The sequence below is a fragment of the Intrasporangium mesophilum genome, assembly GCF_054783095.1.
Genome location: NZ_BAAGRF010000016.1, coordinates 132,181 through 148,376, shown reverse-complemented (window position 1 = coordinate 148,376; position 16,196 = coordinate 132,181). Strand labels below are relative to the sequence as shown.

At 68.8% G+C, this 16,196-nt stretch carries 15 protein-coding genes; 7 read left to right on the top strand and 8 right to left on the bottom strand.

Translation table 11 applies throughout. From position 1 onward, the window contains the following. Positions 1-2: 2 nt before the first annotated feature. The 4 genes from narI to ACYVLP_RS15770 are packed head-to-tail and all read right to left on the bottom strand — an operon-like array spanning position 3 to position 7,010. The gene (gene narI / locus ACYVLP_RS15785) at positions 3-758 is read right to left on the bottom strand and encodes a respiratory nitrate reductase subunit gamma (protein ID WP_452267368.1); all 756 of its coding nucleotides are present in this window, start codon (positions 756-758) and stop codon (positions 3-5) included. Further along, positions 755-1,459, bottom strand: a complete 705-nt coding sequence (gene narJ, locus ACYVLP_RS15780) for a nitrate reductase molybdenum cofactor assembly chaperone (RefSeq protein WP_460628294.1) — start codon at positions 1,457-1,459, stop codon at positions 755-757. The genes narI and narJ overlap by 4 nt, the downstream gene beginning before the upstream one ends. Then, positions 1,456-3,189 carry a nitrate reductase subunit beta gene (gene narH, locus ACYVLP_RS15775; RefSeq protein ID WP_460628293.1) on the bottom strand — a complete coding sequence of 578 codons (1,734 nt, stop codon included), beginning with the start codon at positions 3,187-3,189 and terminating at the stop codon, positions 1,456-1,458. The genes narJ and narH overlap by 4 nt, the downstream gene beginning before the upstream one ends. Further along, positions 3,189-7,010, bottom strand: a complete 3,822-nt coding sequence (locus tag ACYVLP_RS15770; protein WP_460628292.1) for a nitrate reductase subunit alpha — start codon at positions 7,008-7,010, stop codon at positions 3,189-3,191. The genes narH and ACYVLP_RS15770 overlap by 1 nt, the downstream gene beginning before the upstream one ends. 274 nt (positions 7,011-7,284) lie before the next feature. Between ACYVLP_RS15770 and ACYVLP_RS15765 the strand changes: the two genes are divergently transcribed. Continuing rightward, the gene (locus tag ACYVLP_RS15765; protein ID WP_460628291.1) at positions 7,285-7,692 is read left to right on the top strand and encodes a DUF7144 family membrane protein; all 408 of its coding nucleotides are present in this window, start codon (positions 7,285-7,287) and stop codon (positions 7,690-7,692) included. A gap of 126 nt (positions 7,693-7,818) precedes the next feature. On the opposite strand, the gene ACYVLP_RS15760 is transcribed toward ACYVLP_RS15765, so the two are convergent. The 3 genes from ACYVLP_RS15760 to ACYVLP_RS15750 form a co-directional block, all read right to left on the bottom strand. Continuing rightward, on the bottom strand, positions 7,819-8,466 hold the full coding sequence (locus ACYVLP_RS15760; protein ID WP_460628290.1) for an HAD-IA family hydrolase: 648 nt from the start codon (positions 8,464-8,466) through the stop codon (positions 7,819-7,821). A gap of 34 nt (positions 8,467-8,500) precedes the next feature. Beyond that, positions 8,501-8,863, bottom strand: coding sequence for a cupin domain-containing protein (locus ACYVLP_RS15755; protein ID WP_460628289.1), 363 nt, complete (start codon positions 8,861-8,863; stop codon positions 8,501-8,503). An 85-nt stretch (positions 8,864-8,948) separates the two neighbouring features. Next, on the bottom strand, positions 8,949-9,857 hold the full coding sequence (locus ACYVLP_RS15750; RefSeq protein ID WP_460628288.1) for a LysR family transcriptional regulator: 909 nt from the start codon (positions 9,855-9,857) through the stop codon (positions 8,949-8,951). A 97-nt stretch (positions 9,858-9,954) separates the two neighbouring features. Here ACYVLP_RS15750 and ACYVLP_RS15745 point away from each other — a divergent pair, with 97 nt between their 5' ends. The 5 genes from ACYVLP_RS15745 to ACYVLP_RS15725 all read left to right on the top strand — a co-directional run bounded on the left by ACYVLP_RS15745 (position 9,955) and on the right by ACYVLP_RS15725 (position 14,899). Continuing rightward, positions 9,955-10,572: a LysE family translocator gene (locus ACYVLP_RS15745; RefSeq protein ID WP_460628287.1), complete on the top strand. Its 618-nt coding sequence runs from the start codon at positions 9,955-9,957 to the stop codon at positions 10,570-10,572. Between the two features lie 374 nt (positions 10,573-10,946). Further along, positions 10,947-12,677 (top strand): lectin-like domain-containing protein, encoded by a 1,731-nt coding sequence (locus tag ACYVLP_RS15740; protein ID WP_460628286.1) that lies wholly within the window; start codon positions 10,947-10,949, stop codon positions 12,675-12,677. A gap of 124 nt (positions 12,678-12,801) precedes the next feature. Further along, positions 12,802-13,113 carry an ArsR/SmtB family transcription factor gene (locus ACYVLP_RS15735; protein ID WP_460628285.1) on the top strand — a complete coding sequence of 104 codons (312 nt, stop codon included), beginning with the start codon at positions 12,802-12,804 and terminating at the stop codon, positions 13,111-13,113. Next, positions 13,110-13,580: an SRPBCC family protein gene (locus ACYVLP_RS15730; protein WP_460628284.1), complete on the top strand. Its 471-nt coding sequence runs from the start codon at positions 13,110-13,112 to the stop codon at positions 13,578-13,580. The genes ACYVLP_RS15735 and ACYVLP_RS15730 overlap by 4 nt, the downstream gene beginning before the upstream one ends. Before the next feature lie 302 nt (positions 13,581-13,882). Continuing rightward, on the top strand, positions 13,883-14,899 hold the full coding sequence (locus ACYVLP_RS15725) for a zinc-dependent alcohol dehydrogenase family protein (protein ID WP_460628283.1): 1,017 nt from the start codon (positions 13,883-13,885) through the stop codon (positions 14,897-14,899). A 209-nt stretch (positions 14,900-15,108) separates the two neighbouring features. On the opposite strand, the gene ACYVLP_RS15720 is transcribed toward ACYVLP_RS15725, so the two are convergent. After that, positions 15,109-15,585 (bottom strand): PPOX class F420-dependent oxidoreductase, encoded by a 477-nt coding sequence (locus tag ACYVLP_RS15720; RefSeq protein WP_460628282.1) that lies wholly within the window; start codon positions 15,583-15,585, stop codon positions 15,109-15,111. 60 nt (positions 15,586-15,645) lie between these two features. On the opposite strand from ACYVLP_RS15720, the gene ACYVLP_RS15715 reads away from it, so the two are divergent. Continuing rightward, the gene (locus tag ACYVLP_RS15715; protein WP_460628281.1) at positions 15,646-16,101 is read left to right on the top strand and encodes a methyltransferase family protein; all 456 of its coding nucleotides are present in this window, start codon (positions 15,646-15,648) and stop codon (positions 16,099-16,101) included. The last annotated feature ends 95 nt before the right edge of the window (positions 16,102-16,196 follow it).

Below are 16,196 nucleotides of genomic sequence, written 5' to 3'. Positions count from 1 at the left end.
GATCACTCCTGACGGCGGTCACGGTCAGGGGTGCCGACGGTGCTCCAGCCTCGACGGGAGGAGCGGGCGCCGGACACCGGCTGCCGATCGCGGGACCGGTAGACGATGTATGGGCGGAACAGGTAGTGCAGCGGGGCCGTGAAGGCGTGGACGAGACGCGTGAACGGCCACAGCGCGAAGAGCAGCATCCCGACGATGGCGTGGATGTGGAACTGGATCGGCGCGGACTCCATGGCGGCGATGTCGGGGTGGAAGTAGAAGATCGACCGGAACCACGGCGAGACCGTCTCGCGGTAGTTGTGTGCCTCCGAGCCCGCGCCGACGCTGACGAGCGTGGTCCAGAGACCCAGGACGATCGCCCCGACGAGGAAGACGTACATCAGCTTGTCGTTGCGGGTCGTCGCCATGAACACGGGTCCCGTGCGACGTCTCCGGTAGACGAGGATGAGGATCCCGACGAGGGTGCAGAGCCCGGCGATGCCGCCGAAGAGCAGCGCGTTGAAGTGGTAGAGGTTCTCGCTGATGCCGAGGGCCTCGGTCCACGACTCCGGGATGATGAGCCCTCCGACGTGGCCGAAGAAGACCAGCAGGATGCCGAAGTGGAACAGCGGCGACCCGATCCGCAGCAGGCGCGACTCGTAGAGCTGGCTCGACCTGGTGGTCCATCCGAACTTGTCGTAGCGGTAGCGCCAGATCGTGCCGCCGACGAGGCTCGCGATGCACAGGTAGGGAAGGACGCCCCACAGGAATGTGCTCATCGTGATGCTCCCGTTGGTTGGTGGGCCGAGATCGGTTGCAGCGGAAGGAGTCTCGGGTCATATGGTTCGAGGCCGACGGACTCAGGCGACGGCGGTCCGGTCACGCCCGCCATGGCCATGACCGCGGCGCGGTCGCGAGGCGACTCCCCGGGAAGGGTGGCGCACACGGCGACGACCGCGCCGGCATACGGGGACTGTCTCTCCTGCAAGGCGATTCGCAGCAGCTCGAGGCTGGGGCGGTACTCCTCGAGGATCGCGCGACCAGCGTCGGGGTCGGCGCACGCCGCGAACTCGAGCACCATGGGGAGGTAGTCGGGCAGCTCCCCTCGCGTGTCGACGAGGAAGCCACTCTCCCGGTATGCCGCCTTGAACCGTGCCAGCACCTCGCCGCGTCGGCGCGTGTCGCCGTCGGTCCAGTAGGACAGGTAGAGGGCGTGCTTGCGGCTGAGGTCGAACACATCGACATACACGTTCTGGAGGTCGGCGAGAGGGGTCGACGCGAGGTGGTCGAGCAGTGTTCCGAAGTCCCGCGCGCCAGCCGAGTCACCTTGCTCCGCAAGGGCGTTCGTGAGCGTGGGCAATGACTCGACGAGCTCGGCCGTCGGGTACTCGAGCAGGCGACCAGCGACGAGGTGTACGACGCGGTTGTCGTCGGCGTCGGGGCGGCCATGCCGCTGACGCCTGCGCGGCAGGCCGATCATGGTGCCGACTCCTCGTCACGCGTCTGCGCTTGCGGTGCCTGCGCAGCGACCGGCGTCGCCTCCGTCTCGTGTCCCTCCGGGAAGAGGCCCGGCGGGGTCCCGTTACCATCCCAGTTGAGCAGGTTGACCCGACCGCGCAGCTGGCCCGAGCTGGTCGTGGACGCCGCGGTCTCTGCCTGCTGTCGCTGCTTGAGCGCAGCGAACGTCTCGACCGCGACCGGGGCCGGCCTGCCGCTCGCCTCACCGAACGGGCCGGACTCGTACATCCCTGGCCCCTCGTCGTAGTCGAGCGAGCAACCGATCTCCTCGAGCATGTGGGCCTGCTCGACGTGGGCGGTGGGGATGACATAGCGCTCGTCGTACTTGGCGATCGCGAGGAGCCGGTACATCGAGTAGACGAGCTCCTCGGTCATGCCGACCGACTCCGGGATCGACGGGTCGCCGTCGCGCCCGAGCGAGACGTCGCGCATATAGGCGCGCATCGCGGCGAGCTTGCGCAGCACCCCGGTCACGACGTCGGTGTCACCGGCCGTGAACAGCTCGGCGAGATACTCCACGGGAATGCGCAGGGCCTCGATCGCGCCGAACAGGACGCCGTGATCCTCGGCATCATGTCCTTGCGAGGCAAGGACATCCACCACCGGTGACAGCGGCGGGACGTACCAGACCATGGGCATGGTGCGGTACTCCGGGTGCAGCGGCAGAGCGACGCGGTACTTCTTCGCGAGCGCATAGACAGGCGACCGCCGGGCCGCCGCGATCCAGTCGTCGGCTATGCCGTCGCGCTTCGCCGCTGCGACCACCTCGGGGTCGTCGGGGTCGAGCATCAGGTCGAGCTGGGCCTCGTAGAGGTCCTTCTCGTCCGGGGTGGCGGCCGCCTCGGTGACCCGGTCGGCGTCGTAGAGGAACAGGCCCAGGTAGCGCAGCCGGCCGACACACGTCTCGGAGCAGACCGTGGGGAGGCCGACCTCGATGCGCGGGTAGCAGAAGGTGCACTTCTCGGCCTTGCCGCTCTTGTGGTTGAAGTAGATCTTCTTGTACGGGCAGCCGGTGATGCACTGCCGCCAGCCGCGGCACCGGTCCTGGTCGACGAGGACGATGCCGTCCTCCTCGCGCTTGTAGATCGCGCCGGACGGGCAGGACGCCATGCACGACGGGTTGAGGCAGTGCTCGCAGATGCGCGGCAGGTAGAACATGAACGTCTTCTCGAGCTCGAAGCGCACTGCATCCTCGGACTCGCGTCGCAGCTTCGCGACGATCGGGTCGAGGTGGCCGAGCTGGCTGGCGCCGCCGAGGTTGTCGTCCCAGTTCGCCGACCAGGTCACCTTGGTGTCCTCGCCGGTGATGAGCGACTTGGGACGGGCGACCGGGAAGTCGTCGCCGAGGGGTGCTTCGACGAGCGTCTGGTAGTCGTACGTCCAGGGCTCGTAGTAGTCGGCGAGCTTGGGCTGGACCGGGCTGGCGAAGATGCCGAGCAGCTTGCGCACGCGGCCCCCGGCGCGCAGCTTGAGGTTGTCGTCGCGGCCTAGCGTCCAGCCGCCACGCCAGGTGTCCTGGTCCTCGTAGCGGCGCGGATAGCCCTGGCCGGGCCGCGTCTCCACGTTGTTGAACCAGACGTACTCGGTGCCGGCCCGGTTCGTCCAGGCCTGCTTGCAGGTGACCGAGCACGTGTGGCACCCGATGCATTTGTCAAGATTCATCACCATGCCCATCTGGGCCATGACGCGCATCAGTACGTCACCTCCTGCGAGCGCTTGCGGATCGTCGAGACCATGTCGCGCTGGTTCCCGGTGGGTCCGAGGTAGTTGAAGGTGTAGGACAGCTGTGCATAGCCGCCGATGAGGTGGGTGGGCTTGACGAGCAGTCGAGTCACCGAGTTGTGGATGCCGCCGCGGCGACCGGTCGCCTCAGACTTCGGAACGTCGATCGTGCGCTCCTGCGCGTGGTGCACGTACACCACGCCCTCCGGCATACGGTGGCTGACGATCGCGCGTCCGACGAGAACGCCGTTGGCGTTGACGCACTCGACCCAGTCGTTGTCGGACACGTCGATCGCGCCGGCGTCCTGTGGGCTCATCCAGACGGTCGGGCCGCCACGGGAGAGCGACAGCATGAGCAGGTTGTCCTGGTACTCCGAGTGGATCGACCACTTGGAGTGCGGTGTGAGGTAGCGGACGGTCACCTGGGTGGCGCCGTCCGGCCCGAGTCTCGGCTCGCCGAAGAGACGGTGCATGTCGAGCGGCGGACGGTAGATCGGCAGCCCCTCGCCCACGTCGAGCATCCAGTCGTGGTCGAGGTAGAAGTGCATGCGGCCGGTGAGGGTGTGGAACGGTTTGAGCCGCTCGATGTTGACGGTGAAGGGGGCGTAGCGCCGGCCGCCGGTCTCGGAGCCGGACCACTCCGGCGATGTGATGACCGGGACCGGCTGAACCTGGGTGTCTGCGAAGGAGATCCGCTTCTCCTCGGCGCCTTCCGCAAGGTCCACCAGCTGCTTGCCGACGCGTTGCTCGAGCGTCCGGAAGCCTTGCACGGCGAGGTGCCCGTTCGTCGTCCCCGAGAACGACAGGATCGCCTCGGCGAGCTTCTCGTCGGTGTCGATCGCGGGCCTGCCGTCGCCGGCGCCGCCGAGCATGACGCCGTTCTTCTTGGCGAGACGGGCGGCCTCCTCCTCGACCCGGAACGTGACGTTCTTGACGGTGAAGCCGAGGGTGTCGGCGAGCGGGCCGACGGTCGCGAGCTTCTCCGCGATCGCGGTGTAGTTGCGCTCGACGACCTGGAAGACCGGCATCGACTGGCCCGGGGTGCCGGGGCGACCGGTGCCTCGCCAGTCCACCACCCGGCCGCCCGGCTGGGCGGTCTCGCCCGCCGTGTCGTGCATGAGGGGCACGCTGACGAGGTCCTTGCGGACGCCCAGGTGCTTGCGCGCGAGACCCGAGAACCGTTCTGCCAGAAGGTGGAAGAGGTCGAAGTCGCTCTTGGCCTCCCAGGGCGGGTCGATCGCCGGCGTGAACGCATGGACGAACGGATGCATGTCCGTCGAGCTGAGATCGTGCTTCTCGTACCACGTGGCCGCAGGCAGCACGATGTCCGACAGCAGGGTCGTCGAGGTCATCCGGAAGTCGGCCGACAGAAGCAGGTCGAGCTTGCCCTGCGGAGCCTCGTCATGCCACTTCACGTCGGACGGCCTTGGCGTGTTGGGGTTTTCGGTGCCCATGACGTTGGAGTGGGTGCCGAGCAGATGCTTGAGGAAGTACTCGTTGCCCTTGGCGGAGCTGCCCATGAGGTTCGACCGCCACAGCACCAGGGTGCGGGGCCAGTTCTCGGGGGCGTCGACGTCCTCGATGGAGGCTGTCAGCGTCCCCTCGCTGAGGGCATCCGCGACGTATGCCGCCGGGCTGGCTGCCGCTCCCGACTCGACCGCCTGCTGGGCGTCCTCGGCCACCGCGAGCGGGTTGGCAGAGAACTGGGGGTAGAACGGCATCCACCCGAGCCGGGCCGACTGGGCGATGGCGTCGGCCGTGTGCATGCCCCGGAGGTGGCCCTTGGCGAGCGGAGAGGCGAGGGAGTCGGCCGAGTACCCGTCGGTGCGCCACTGGTCGGTGTGCATGTACCAGTAGGCCGTGCCGATCATGGTGCGCGGCGGGCGTGACCAGTCGAGCGCGTTGGCCAGGGAGATCCAGCCGGTGATCGGGCGGCACTTCTCCTGGCCGACGTAGTGGGCCCAGCCGCCTCCGTTGCGACCCATGCAGCCGGTCAGGAGCAGGAGCGTGAGGATCGACCGGTAGGTCGTGTCGCCGTGGAACCACTGGCAGATGCCGGCGCCCATGATGATCATCGAGCGGCCTTGCGACTGCTCGGCATTCGCCGCGAACTCCCTCGCGATTCGAATGCACTGCGCAGCGGGCACGTTCGTGACCTCGGCCTGCCACGCCGGCGTGTACGGCGTCGACGCGTCGTCGTAGCCGGTCGGCCACTCACCCGGGAGCTCTTCTCGCTCCACGCCGTACTGCGCGAGCATGAGGTCGAAGACGGTCGTGACGAGGTGGTCTCCGACCCGGCGCGCTGGGACGCCGCGCCGGAGCACCGAGCCCGAGCCGTCGGGTTCGGTGAAGGCGGGCAGCAAGACCTCGATCTTGAGGGCGTCGGCTCCGGCCATGGTCAGCGCGGGCCGGACACCCTCGAGGTCGAGGTTCCAGCGACCGACGCCGGAGTCGGCGTAGCGGAAGCCCATCGAGCCGTTCGGCACCACCGGCTTTCCGGTGGCCTCATCGAGGATGACTGTCTTCCAAGCACTTTCCGATGCCGTCGGCTCATAGATGGGCTCGGCCAGGTCTGCAGCGGTGAGGAACTTGCCCGGCACCATCGCACCGACGATCTGGTCGGCTGCGGCCGGGTCGAGGCAGACGAGGAAGGGAAGGTCGGTGAACGTACGCACGTAGTCCGTGAAGAACTCGACCTCGCGGTCGACGAAGAACTCCTTGAGCAGGACGTGGCCCATGGCCATCGCGAGCGCGGCGTCGGTGCCCGCCTGGGCCGGCATCCACTCGTCGGCGAACTTCGTGTTGTCGGCGTAGTCAGGGCTGACTGTGACGACTTTCGTTCCGCGGTAACGGACTTCGGCCATCCAGTGCGCGTCCGGTGTCCGCGTGACGGGGACGTTCGAGCCCCACATCATCAGGTAGGTGGCGTCCCACCAGTCGCCAGACTCGGGGACGTCGGTCTGGTCACCGAAGACCTGCGGGCTGGCCACCGGCAGGTCGGCGTACCAGTCGTAGAACGACGTCATGACGCCGCCGATGAGCTGGATGAACCGCGTGCCGACACAGTGCGACACCATCGACATCGCCGGGATCGGCGAGAACCCGGCGCAGCGGTCGGGCCCGTAGGTCTTGATCGTGTGCACGTGGGCCGCAGCTGCGATCTCGACAGCCTCACCCCAGGACGCGCGGACGAGACCGCCCTTGCCACGGGCACTTTGGTACCGCCGGCGCCTCTCGGGGTCGCCCGTGATGTCGCCCCAGGCGAGCACCGGGTCGCCGAGACGGGCCTTGGCCTCGCGGTACATCTCGAGGAGCACGCCGCGGACATAGGGGTAACGCACTCGCGTGGGCGAGTATGTGTACCAAGAGAATGCGGCGCCGCGAGGACATCCTCGCGGCTCGTACTCCGGCCGGTCGGGGCCGACCGACGGGTAGTCGGTCTGCTGGGTCTCCCAGGTGATGATGCCGTCCTTGACGTACACCTTCCACGAGCACGAGCCCGTGCAGTTCACCCCGTGGGTCGAGCGCACGACCTTGTCGTGGCTCCAGCGGTCGCGGTAGAACACGTCGCCGGCACGCCCGCCTTCGCGGTAGACGACGCGGCCGTCCTTCGACTCGTCCCACCTCGTGAAGTAGCGGCCGGCCTTGAGCAGTGCCGCCGAGGCTGGGCCATCGATCTGGGCTGTGGCGGTCCTGGGGCCGCCGCCCTGTCTGCCATCTGCGGGGCCACCGCTGGTCGCGGGCCTCTCACTCTCGCGAGGTGAAATCTGCGGGTCCTCTCGCTCACTCATGCGTCCTCAACTCCCCGTGTCGAGACGATCTGACAGCCGTGAACACCAGGCAACGTCATGGTGGAAGGATCGCACGCCCGGGTCCCGCTCGCACCCTTCTACGACGCTCTGTCGTTGAGATCTACGACACAGTGTCGTAGATATTCCGACCGACGGCGCGGGCCACCGAGTTTCACCTTCAAAGGATGAGTTCGGTTGGCACGCGTGGCGCCTAGCGTCGAGCCGAGGGGTCAATCCGGCCGCGTGGGCGCCGGTGACATGAAGGAGAGAGTGAATGTCGAGTCAACCTTCACCGACCAAGCTGGCATGGTCCGAGGGCCTCACCGTCTTCGCGGCGTCGCTGCTCATCACGGTCGGCATCTTCCAGGCGCTCCAGGGCCTGGCCGCCATCATCAACGACCAGCGCTTCGTCGTGACCGGCGACTACATCTACAAGTTCGACACCACCACGTGGGGCTGGATCCACCTGATCCTCGGCCTGGCCGCGATCGGCCTCGGCATCGCGCTCATCATGGGCCAGACGTGGGCGCAGATCGTGGCGCTCGTGGTCGTCATCCTGCAGGCCGTGGCGCAGTTCATGTGGCTGCCGTACTACCCCGTGTGGGCGATCGTCATCATCATCCTCGACGTGGCCATCCTGTGGGCGCTCGTGGTCCAGCTCGGCCGTCCGAAGACCGTCTGACCGCTGTCCGCCTGCACCAGCCTCTTGGGGGTGCGAGGAGACCGTGCTCCTGTTTCGGGGCGTCCTACCTCAGGTTCGTGAGGAGGTAGGGCGCCCCGATCGCGTGCCCCGCAGCTGCCTCGAAACTTATCGAGAGGCCGTGACCGCGAGACCGTCCGGCATCGCCTCGACGGTGAATGCCGTCAGGTCGGGGATGACGGCATCCGCGCGGTCCAGCGCGTCGGCAGGGTGCGAGGTCGCCACGGCGAGGACTCTGGCGCCCGAGGCCCGGCCGGCCTCGATCCCCGCGGGTGCGTCCTCGACGACCAGGCAGCGGCATACGTCGACGCCGAGCGTGGCGGCCGCACGACGGTATCCCTCAGGGTCAGGCTTGCCCTGCGACACATCCTCGGCTGAGACCAGCACCGCCGGGACGGGCAGCCCTGCTGCGCCGAGCCTGGCGTGCATGAGACGGCGAGGCCCGGAGGTCACCGCCGCCCAGCGGTCCGGCGGGAGCGCCTCGAGGAGGGTGCTCGTGGCGGGCAGTGCGGTGATGTCGGCGAGATCCGCGAGCTCCAGCTGCTCGAGCTCGCTCACCGCCGCGGCCTGCTCGGCCGGCGGCAGGAGCAGGGCGATGGTGTCCTCGCTGCGGCGTCCGTGGCAGATCCGCAGGATCTCGTCGGCGTCGAGGCCGCGGCCCGCGGCCCAGGCCCGCCAGGTGCGCTCGACGGCACCCGTGGAGTCGACCAGGGTGCCGTCGATGTCGAACAGGATGGCCTCTACGTCAAACCGCATGCACGTCAACCTATGCGCCGAAGGCGGCCGTGGCTCAGATCTGCTCGACCACGGCGGTCAGCGCTCCTCCGGCGTCGCCGGTGTTGACGACTCCGGTGGGCTCGAGGAGCAGCACCTTCACCTCGTCGTCGGCGCGGGGGCAGTGCTCGACGCCGCGCGGCACGACGAACAGCTGGCCTGGCCCGAGCGTCACATCGCGGTCGCGCAGCTGGATCGTGAGGCTGCCCTCGACGACGAGAAACAGCTCGTCGGTGTCGTCGTGCGTGTGCCAGACGAAGTCGCCCTGCACCTTGACCAGCTTGACCTCGTAGTCGTTGAGCCGGGCCACCAGCTTGGGTGACCAGTGCTCTGAGAACAGGGCGAACTTCTCGTTGAGGTCCACGGCGTCGGGGGTCATGACGACCAGTCTGCCAAGCCCTCCCCGGCGGCACGCGGACTCATGGGATGCCGTCGTCCGTTCTCGTCCGCCCTGCGGTCGTTCATCAGTCCAGGTCCGAGGCTGCCGCCACGAGCAGCTCCTGAAAGGCACTGGCCAGCGGTGCAGCTCGCGCGGCGGTGGGCGTGAGACTGTGGATCGTGCGGTGGGCGTTCCGGTGACGGAGCGGCCGGTGCGTGAGGCCGGGATCGTGCCGCAGTGCCATCCGGGACACGAGCGCGACGCCGTACCCGGTGGCGACGAGCGCCTGTGCGACGTCGTATGACTCCGTCTCGAAGCGGATCCTGGGCTCGAACCCGGCCTCGCGGGTGATGCGGTCGAACTGCTGCCGGGCCGCGGTCCCGCCGCGGATGACGACCCACGACTCGTCGGCGAGCGCTGCGAACGAGACCGGTCCGGTCTTCGACGCGAGCGGATGGTCGTCGGCGAAGGCGACCACCATGGGGTCCTCGAGGATGGTCTGCAGGACCAGGTCCGGCCCGGGGTCGGGTGCGGCGTCCCAGGAGGCGAGGACGGCGAGGTCGAGCTCGCCCCGGGCCACGAGGTCGACGGCGTCGCTCGACTGGATGTCGATGACCGACAGGTCGACGTCCGAGACCTGGTGGCGCAGCGCGGTCATCGCCGGTGGGAGCAGGTGCAGGGCCGCGGCCTGGAAGGCGCCCACGCGGAGCCGCCGCACGAGCCCCTGACGGTATGCCGGGAAGGTCGCGAGCGCGTCCGCGACCTCACGTTCGATCCTCCGTCCGTGACCGGCCAGCGCCGCGCCTGCCGGCGTGAGGCGGGCGCCGCGCGGGCCGCGGTCCACCAGCCGCGCACCCCACTCGGCCTCGGCGCGGCCGAGGCGCTGGGAGACCGCTGGGGGCGTGAGCCCGAGCACCTCGCCGGCGGCCGACAACGTCCCGTGCTCCTCGATGAGTGCGAGCAGGAGCAGCTGGTCAGCTAGATCGCTCTTCACAATTCTTCATACAACCACGAGTTGTCTTACTTTTCTTCACGTGCCGCTCGGGCCAGGCTTGCGTGAGAAACCAGCGGATCGACCTCGAGGACCGGACATGCTGCTCAGCTTCATCGTCACCACCTGGCTGCTCGCGATGCTGCCCGGCGTCGGCCAGGCTCTCATGCTCAGGCAGACGCTGGCTCACGGTCCCCGGGTGGCGATCGCCACGATCGTGGGCACCGCGACGGGCCTGCTGATCTGGGCTGCCGCGGCCGGGGCGGGCTTGTCCGCTGCGCTACTGGCGGACCCGGCCGTCTACCGGGTGCTCACCCTGGCCGGCGGGGCGTTCCTTGGGTACATGGGGCTTCGCACGCTGTGGGCCGCGCGACGCGGCACGACCGGCGTCCCACCGGACGCGGACGTCCCGGTCCCCGACAGCCGCTGGGGCGCGTATCTCGCCGGCCTCGCGACCAACCTCGCGAACCCTAAGGCAGGGGTGTTCGCGATCTCGCTCCTGCCGACCTTCGCCGGTGCCTCAGTCGGGTCGTTCTGGCCGACACTCGGCCTGGGCGCCGTCTGGTCCGCCGTCACGGCAGCCTGGTACATCGTCTTCGTGGCCCTGGTCTCACGGGGACGCTCGTTCGTCAGCCGGCCCGCGACGCATCGCACCGTCAGCGTCGCGAGCGGGGTCGTGCTCGTCGGCGTCGGCACCGCCGTCGCCCTGGGTCTCTGAGAGGCGCCAGGCGAGCGTGACCGCCCGGCGGCGGTCGGCGGGGACGAGCGACAGACCCCGTCCGTGTCTCGTGAGCTGGCGATCCGGCATACCAGGACCGCAGCCAGCGTGAGGTAGTCCCGAACGCCCACCGTGCGCGTTGTGTGGGCTGCAGCGCTTTACTCTCGTTCTGCGCTATCACCACACTTTGTGACCGAGTGGCGGGATTACGCCGGGAAATGGCCATTCTGCTGACACCCCGACGGCATTACCCCTACCTTCGAAAGTGCGGCGTTTGCGCGTAATCCGGGGAGCCACAGGGGCAGCGCGGGGCCGAGGTGAGGATTTGGCGGCCATTGCCGTACCCCGGCGGCGCGGCCGAAGGGGGTTCCTCCATGCACCGTCATGCCGCACGCCCTCGTTCGCGTGCACTGGCCAGCCTGACCGCCGCCATACTGGCCGGCGCCGGGCTCATCGTCACCCAGTCGACCGCCGCCCAGGCGATCGATCCCGTATGCCAGACGAAGAACTATCCGAACTTCGACAATGTGCAGCCGGGCGACCTCACCCTGAACGGCGATGCCGCCATTGTCGGCTCGCCGGGGGTGCTGCGCCTCGTGCCGTCCGTGCTGTCCAGCGGGGGCAGCAGCTTCACGACCCAGAAGGTGAGCTTTCTCAACGACGGGTCATTCAGCACCGCATTCAGCTTCAGGTTCTCGAACCAGCAGTTCGGCGGAGCGGACGGGATGGTCTTCGTCGTGCAGAACGTCGCCAACAATGTCGGCACGCTCGGCGGCGGCATGGGCTACCAAGGCCTGCCGCTGAGCATCGGCGTGGAGTTCGACAGCTGGTTCAACCAGGGGTTCGACAGCGATGACAACCACGTCGGCATCGACGTCAATGGCGACATCAACTCCAACCCGCGGGCGACGCTCAATGGTTTGCTCACGCTGGATGACCCGAACGCGGTCCACCACGCCTGGGTCGACTACAACGGCGCGACCGACGTCCTCGAGGTGCGGATCTCCGACGGCGCGCGTCCGACGGCACCGATCCTCACCACGTCGATCGACATCCCGGCCACGCTGGGTGGGGTCACCGACGCCTTCGTCGGCTTCACCGCCGCGACGGGCGCTGCTGCCGCCGACCACGACGTCCTCGACTGGACGCTGATCAACTGCTACCAGCCGATCGACGGCCCTCCGGTCGTCACCCCGGGCGGCCCCTACACGGGGACCGAGGGACAGCCCGTGGCCCTGGCCGGCACGGTCACGGACGACGTGAGTGCGACATCCCAGTGGACCTATGCCGTCACGTCTGCCGACCCGGGCGCGACGTGCGCGTTCGGTGACGGCACGTCGCCCGCGACGACGGTGACCTGCACCGACGACGGGACCTACACCCTGACGCTCACCGGCACCGACGGGCAGAACCCGCCGGTGTCCCAGGACGTGACCTTGACGGTGGTCAATGCGCCACCGGTCATGGGCACGGTGACCCCGACGTTCACGTCCGCGTGCACCGTCGGCGTCAGCGCCGCCTTCACCGACGCCGGCACGAACGACACTCACACGGCATCGATCGACTGGGGTGACGGTTCGTCGAGCCCGGCCTCGGTCACCGAGTCGCTCGGATCCGGATCTGCGTCAGCGACGCACGCGTTCACAGCAGCAGGCACGTTCCAGGTCCGGGCCACGGTGTCCGATGACGACGGCGGCGCCTCGGCGCCCGGCTCGGCATCCGTCACGACGAAGAACACCGCATCCGGGTTCGGCCCACCGATCAACGCGGGCGGGGACCGCAGCGTCTTCCGGCTCGGAAGCACCATCCCGCTCAAGATCACCGTGACCGACTGCACCGGTGCTCTCGTGACCACCCTGACCCCGACGGTCCAGCTCGACAAGGTGAGCTCGGTGCCGGGCGGACCGGTCAACGAGGCCATGATCACCGAGGTGCCGACGAACGGGAAGGCCATGAGGTGGACTGACGACCACTACCACTACACGCTGTCGACCAAGCGCAGCGAGTTCTTCGGCGGCGCGGCCCTGACCAGCGGCAGCTACCGGATCACGGTGACGGACCCGAGCCTGTTCGCGCTGGCGACGGTCTACATCGACCTGGCCTGATCCCCGCTGAGCGGCACGAACCGGCGGCGTCCCCATCCAGTGGGCGCCGCCGGTTCGTGCTGTCCATGCCGTGACCCGCTCAGTGGTTGACCACGCCGTCCATAAGTCGTAACTTCTATTTGCGATGACTTATGGACCAGACGAAGCGTGGGCTGCGATGGCCGACCGGACGCGCCGGGCGATCGTCATGGAGCTGGCCGAGGGCGAGCGGACCGTCGGTGAGCTCGCCGATGCGCTGCCGGTCAGCCAGCCGGCCGTGTCGCAACATCTCAAGGTCCTCAAGCACGTCGGCGTGGTCAGCGACCGGGCCCAAGGAACGAGGCGCATCTACCGGCTGAGCGAGGCCGGGGTCAGCGCCTTGCGGGATCAGCTCGACACCTTCTGGAGACAGACCATGTCCGGCTTCGCACACCTGATGGAGGAGGAAAACGAATGACCGAAGCACCAGTGGTGCGCCACGACGTTGTTGTTCGCGGGACGCCCGCACAGGCGTTCGCCGCATTCATCGAGCGGATGAGCGACATCAAGCCCAAGGAACACAACCTGCTCTCCTCGCCGATCGTCTCGACGACCTTCGAGCCCTATGTCGGCGGCCACATCGTCGACCGTGCCGAGGACGGCAGCGAGTGCCGATGGGCACGGGTCCTGACCTATGAGCCACCGGACCGGCTGGTGTTCAGCTGGGACATCGGTCCGACCTGGCAGCTCCAGCCGCCGGAGAACGCCAGCGAGGTCGAGGTCCGCTTCATCGCCGACGGCTCCGACCGCACCCGCGTCGAGCTCGAGCACCGCAACCTCGACCGCCACGGGCCCGGCTGGTCGTCCGTCCGGGACGGCGTCGACGACCCACAGGGCTGGCCGCTCTACCTGGCCCGGTATGCCGGGCTGCTGGAGGCAGCATGACCACCGTCACCGTCGACGCCGCCAGCCGGCCCACGTCGTATGCCGCATACCTGGTCGCGGAGGCGCACGGGAGCCGCTTGCCGGACTGACCCTGCCGGACCGTCGCGTCCGATGGCGGGCACCCGGTGCCAGGACGCCGCCCAGGGAGGCCCTGGCAGTGCCTGTCACGTCAGGGCCTGCCACATCGCAGGCTTCCCTGGTGGAGTGGGTACTGACGGCACCGGCCGGACGCATGACCGTCGAGGTCCCGCTCGCCTGGCCGGCGCCCGTCCCCGAACCCAAGACGCTGACCAGGAGCACTCATGCTCGGAACGATCATCTATGGTCCCAACGACATTCGGCTCGAGGAACGGCCGGACCCCACCATCGTCGACCCGACCGACGCCATCGTGCGCACCGTCGCAGCCTGTGTATGTGGGTCTGACCTGTGGCGTTACCGCGGCATCTCCGACGTGCCCCGGCCGACCCCGATCGGTCACGAGTATGTCGGGATCGTCGAGGCCGTCGGGTCCGATGTCGTGACCGTCGAGCCGGGCCAGTTCGTGGTCGGAGGCTTCCTGACCAGCGACAACACCTGCCCCGTGTGCAAGGCCGGCGCGCAGGCCAACTGCCAGCGCGGCACGGGCTACGACGGCTGCCAGGCCGAGCTGATCCGTGTGCAGAACGCCGACGGGACACTGGTCGCCACACCAGAGCACCCGGCAGACGATCTCGTGCCGAGCCTGCTGGCCCTGTCGGACGTCATGTGCACCGGCTGGCACGCGGCCGTCTGTGCCGACGTCCGCGCGGGAAGCACTGTCGTCGTGGTCGGCGACGGCGCGGTCGGGCTGTCCGGCGTCCTGGCCGCCTCGCAGCTCGGCGCAGAGCGGATCATCGCGATGAGCCGGCACGCCGACCGGCAGGCGATCGCCCGCGAGTTCGGCGCGACGCACATCGTCGCCGAACGCGGCGACGAGGGGATCGAGGCCGTCAAGGAGCAGACCGGGGGCATCGGCGCCGACTCGGTCCTCGAGTGCGTCGGCACCGATGAGTCTGTCGTCCAGGCCCTGAAGGCGGCTCGGCCCGGCGGCATGGTCGGCTGGGTGGGCGTCCCCCACGTCACCGACATCCCCCAGGAGCACATGTTCTGGAAGAACGTCGGACTGCGCGGCGGCGCCGCGCCGGTGCGGGCCTACCTGCCCGACCTGCTCCAGCGCGTCTGGGACCGCCGGATCGAGCCCGGGAAGGTCTTCGACCTCACGCTGCCGCTCGCGCAGGTCGCCGAGGCGTATGCCGCCATGGACGAGCGCCGCGCCATCAAGTCCCTCCTGCTCCCCTGACCACCCCGGCACCCCGGGTGCGACCACCCCAGTGCACCAGCCGGTGACCGCCCCTCGAGCGGGTCTCGCGGTGGCCCGCGTGCCGGCGAGCCGGCATACCGCGTGCCCGGCGAGCCGGCATACCGCGTGACCGGCCAGCCGGCATACCCGCGCGGATGACGATGCGGCATACGGGCGCCGCTGACGCTGGGACGCTGGTCGTGACCGGCTCAGCCGTCGAGTCGGGCGGCGACGTCGGCCGGGAAGCCCCCCGTGGCGATCGGGCCCCAGCGCGTCGGGGTGATGCGGATCAGGGACTTGTCCTGGATGCGCATGGCCTCGCGGTACTCGTCCCAGTCCGGGTGTTCTCCGGCGATGCAGCGGTAGTAGTCGACCAGGCCGTCGGCCGCCTCGGGCATGTGCAAGACCTCGGCGTCGCCGTCCACCTGCACCCACGGACCGTCCCATTCGTCTGAGAGGACGAGCACCGAGACGTGTGGCTCCTGCTCCGCGTTTCGGGTCTTCGCGCGGGACGGATAGGTCGAGATGACAATTCGACCCTGGGCGTCCACTCCCCCGGTCACCGGCGAAATCTGGGGGCGGCCATCCCGGCGAGCGGTGGCAAGGAGCAGATGATGGCGTGAACGCACGAAGTCGAGGAGCTCTGGCAGCTCGACGGTGCTGTTGGTCGCAATGGATCTGGCCATGAAGGCACCCTACGAGCCGGCCCGCCGTGCAGGCGGTGTGCCCGATGGGAGGATCACGGAGTGGACGCGCCATCGTTTCGGATCTGGCCACCCGTAGCGCTGGGCATCCCGCTCGCCTGCGGCCTGGTCCTCACGGCGACCTTGGGCGACCCGGTTCCTCTCACCGGCGCGCTGGCGAGATGGACGGGCGGCCTGCTGATCGTGGCGTTCGCCCTCTGGAACGGCTGGACGTTGCTGGTCATGGCGTCGCACGGCACCTCGATCCTGCCCGGTGGTCCGGCGACCGAGCTCCTTCAGGCGGGTCCGTTCCGTCTCAGCCGCAATCCGCTCTATCTCGGGTTGATCGCGCTGGACATCGGACTCTCGCTGATGGGCTCTTTCTGGGCGCTCGTGTTCGTGCCCATCGGTGTGGCCGCGCTGTTCTGGGGTGCGATCCGCCCCGAAGAGCGTTACCTGTCAGGCAAATTCGGCTCGGACTACGAGGCTTACTGCGCTCGCGTGCGCAGGTGGCTCTAGCGGCGACGGGTCCACGCCCGGGTCGGGACCGTCACGGTCGCGGCGACCAGGTTCAGCGCGATGAGGGAGGTGATGGTGGCGGCGCAGCGCGAGGG

Bases quoted from the DNA above. Each gene is read 5' to 3' on its own strand.
- narI (WP_452267368.1), bottom strand. From the start codon at position 758: ATGAGCACATTCCTGTGGGGCGTCCTTCCCTACCTGTGCATCGCGAGC.
- narJ (WP_460628294.1), bottom strand. From the start codon at position 1,459: ATGATCGGCCTGCCGCGCAGGCGTCAGCGGCATGGCCGCCCCGACGCC.
- narH (WP_460628293.1), bottom strand. From the start codon at position 3,189: ATGCGCGTCATGGCCCAGATGGGCATGGTGATGAATCTTGACAAATGC.
- ACYVLP_RS15770 (WP_460628292.1), bottom strand. From the start codon at position 7,010: ATGAGTGAGCGAGAGGACCCGCAGATTTCACCTCGCGAGAGTGAGAGG.
- ACYVLP_RS15765 (WP_460628291.1), top strand. From the start codon at position 7,285: ATGTCGAGTCAACCTTCACCGACCAAGCTGGCATGGTCCGAGGGCCTC.
- ACYVLP_RS15760 (WP_460628290.1), bottom strand. From the start codon at position 8,466: ATGCGGTTTGACGTAGAGGCCATCCTGTTCGACATCGACGGCACCCTG.
- ACYVLP_RS15755 (WP_460628289.1), bottom strand. From the start codon at position 8,863: ATGACCCCCGACGCCGTGGACCTCAACGAGAAGTTCGCCCTGTTCTCA.
- ACYVLP_RS15745 (WP_460628287.1), top strand. From the start codon at position 9,955: ATGCTGCTCAGCTTCATCGTCACCACCTGGCTGCTCGCGATGCTGCCC.
- ACYVLP_RS15740 (WP_460628286.1), top strand. From the start codon at position 10,947: ATGCACCGTCATGCCGCACGCCCTCGTTCGCGTGCACTGGCCAGCCTG.
- ACYVLP_RS15735 (WP_460628285.1), top strand. From the start codon at position 12,802: ATGACTTATGGACCAGACGAAGCGTGGGCTGCGATGGCCGACCGGACG.
- ACYVLP_RS15730 (WP_460628284.1), top strand. From the start codon at position 13,110: ATGACCGAAGCACCAGTGGTGCGCCACGACGTTGTTGTTCGCGGGACG.
- ACYVLP_RS15725 (WP_460628283.1), top strand. From the start codon at position 13,883: ATGCTCGGAACGATCATCTATGGTCCCAACGACATTCGGCTCGAGGAA.
- ACYVLP_RS15720 (WP_460628282.1), bottom strand. From the start codon at position 15,585: ATGGCCAGATCCATTGCGACCAACAGCACCGTCGAGCTGCCAGAGCTC.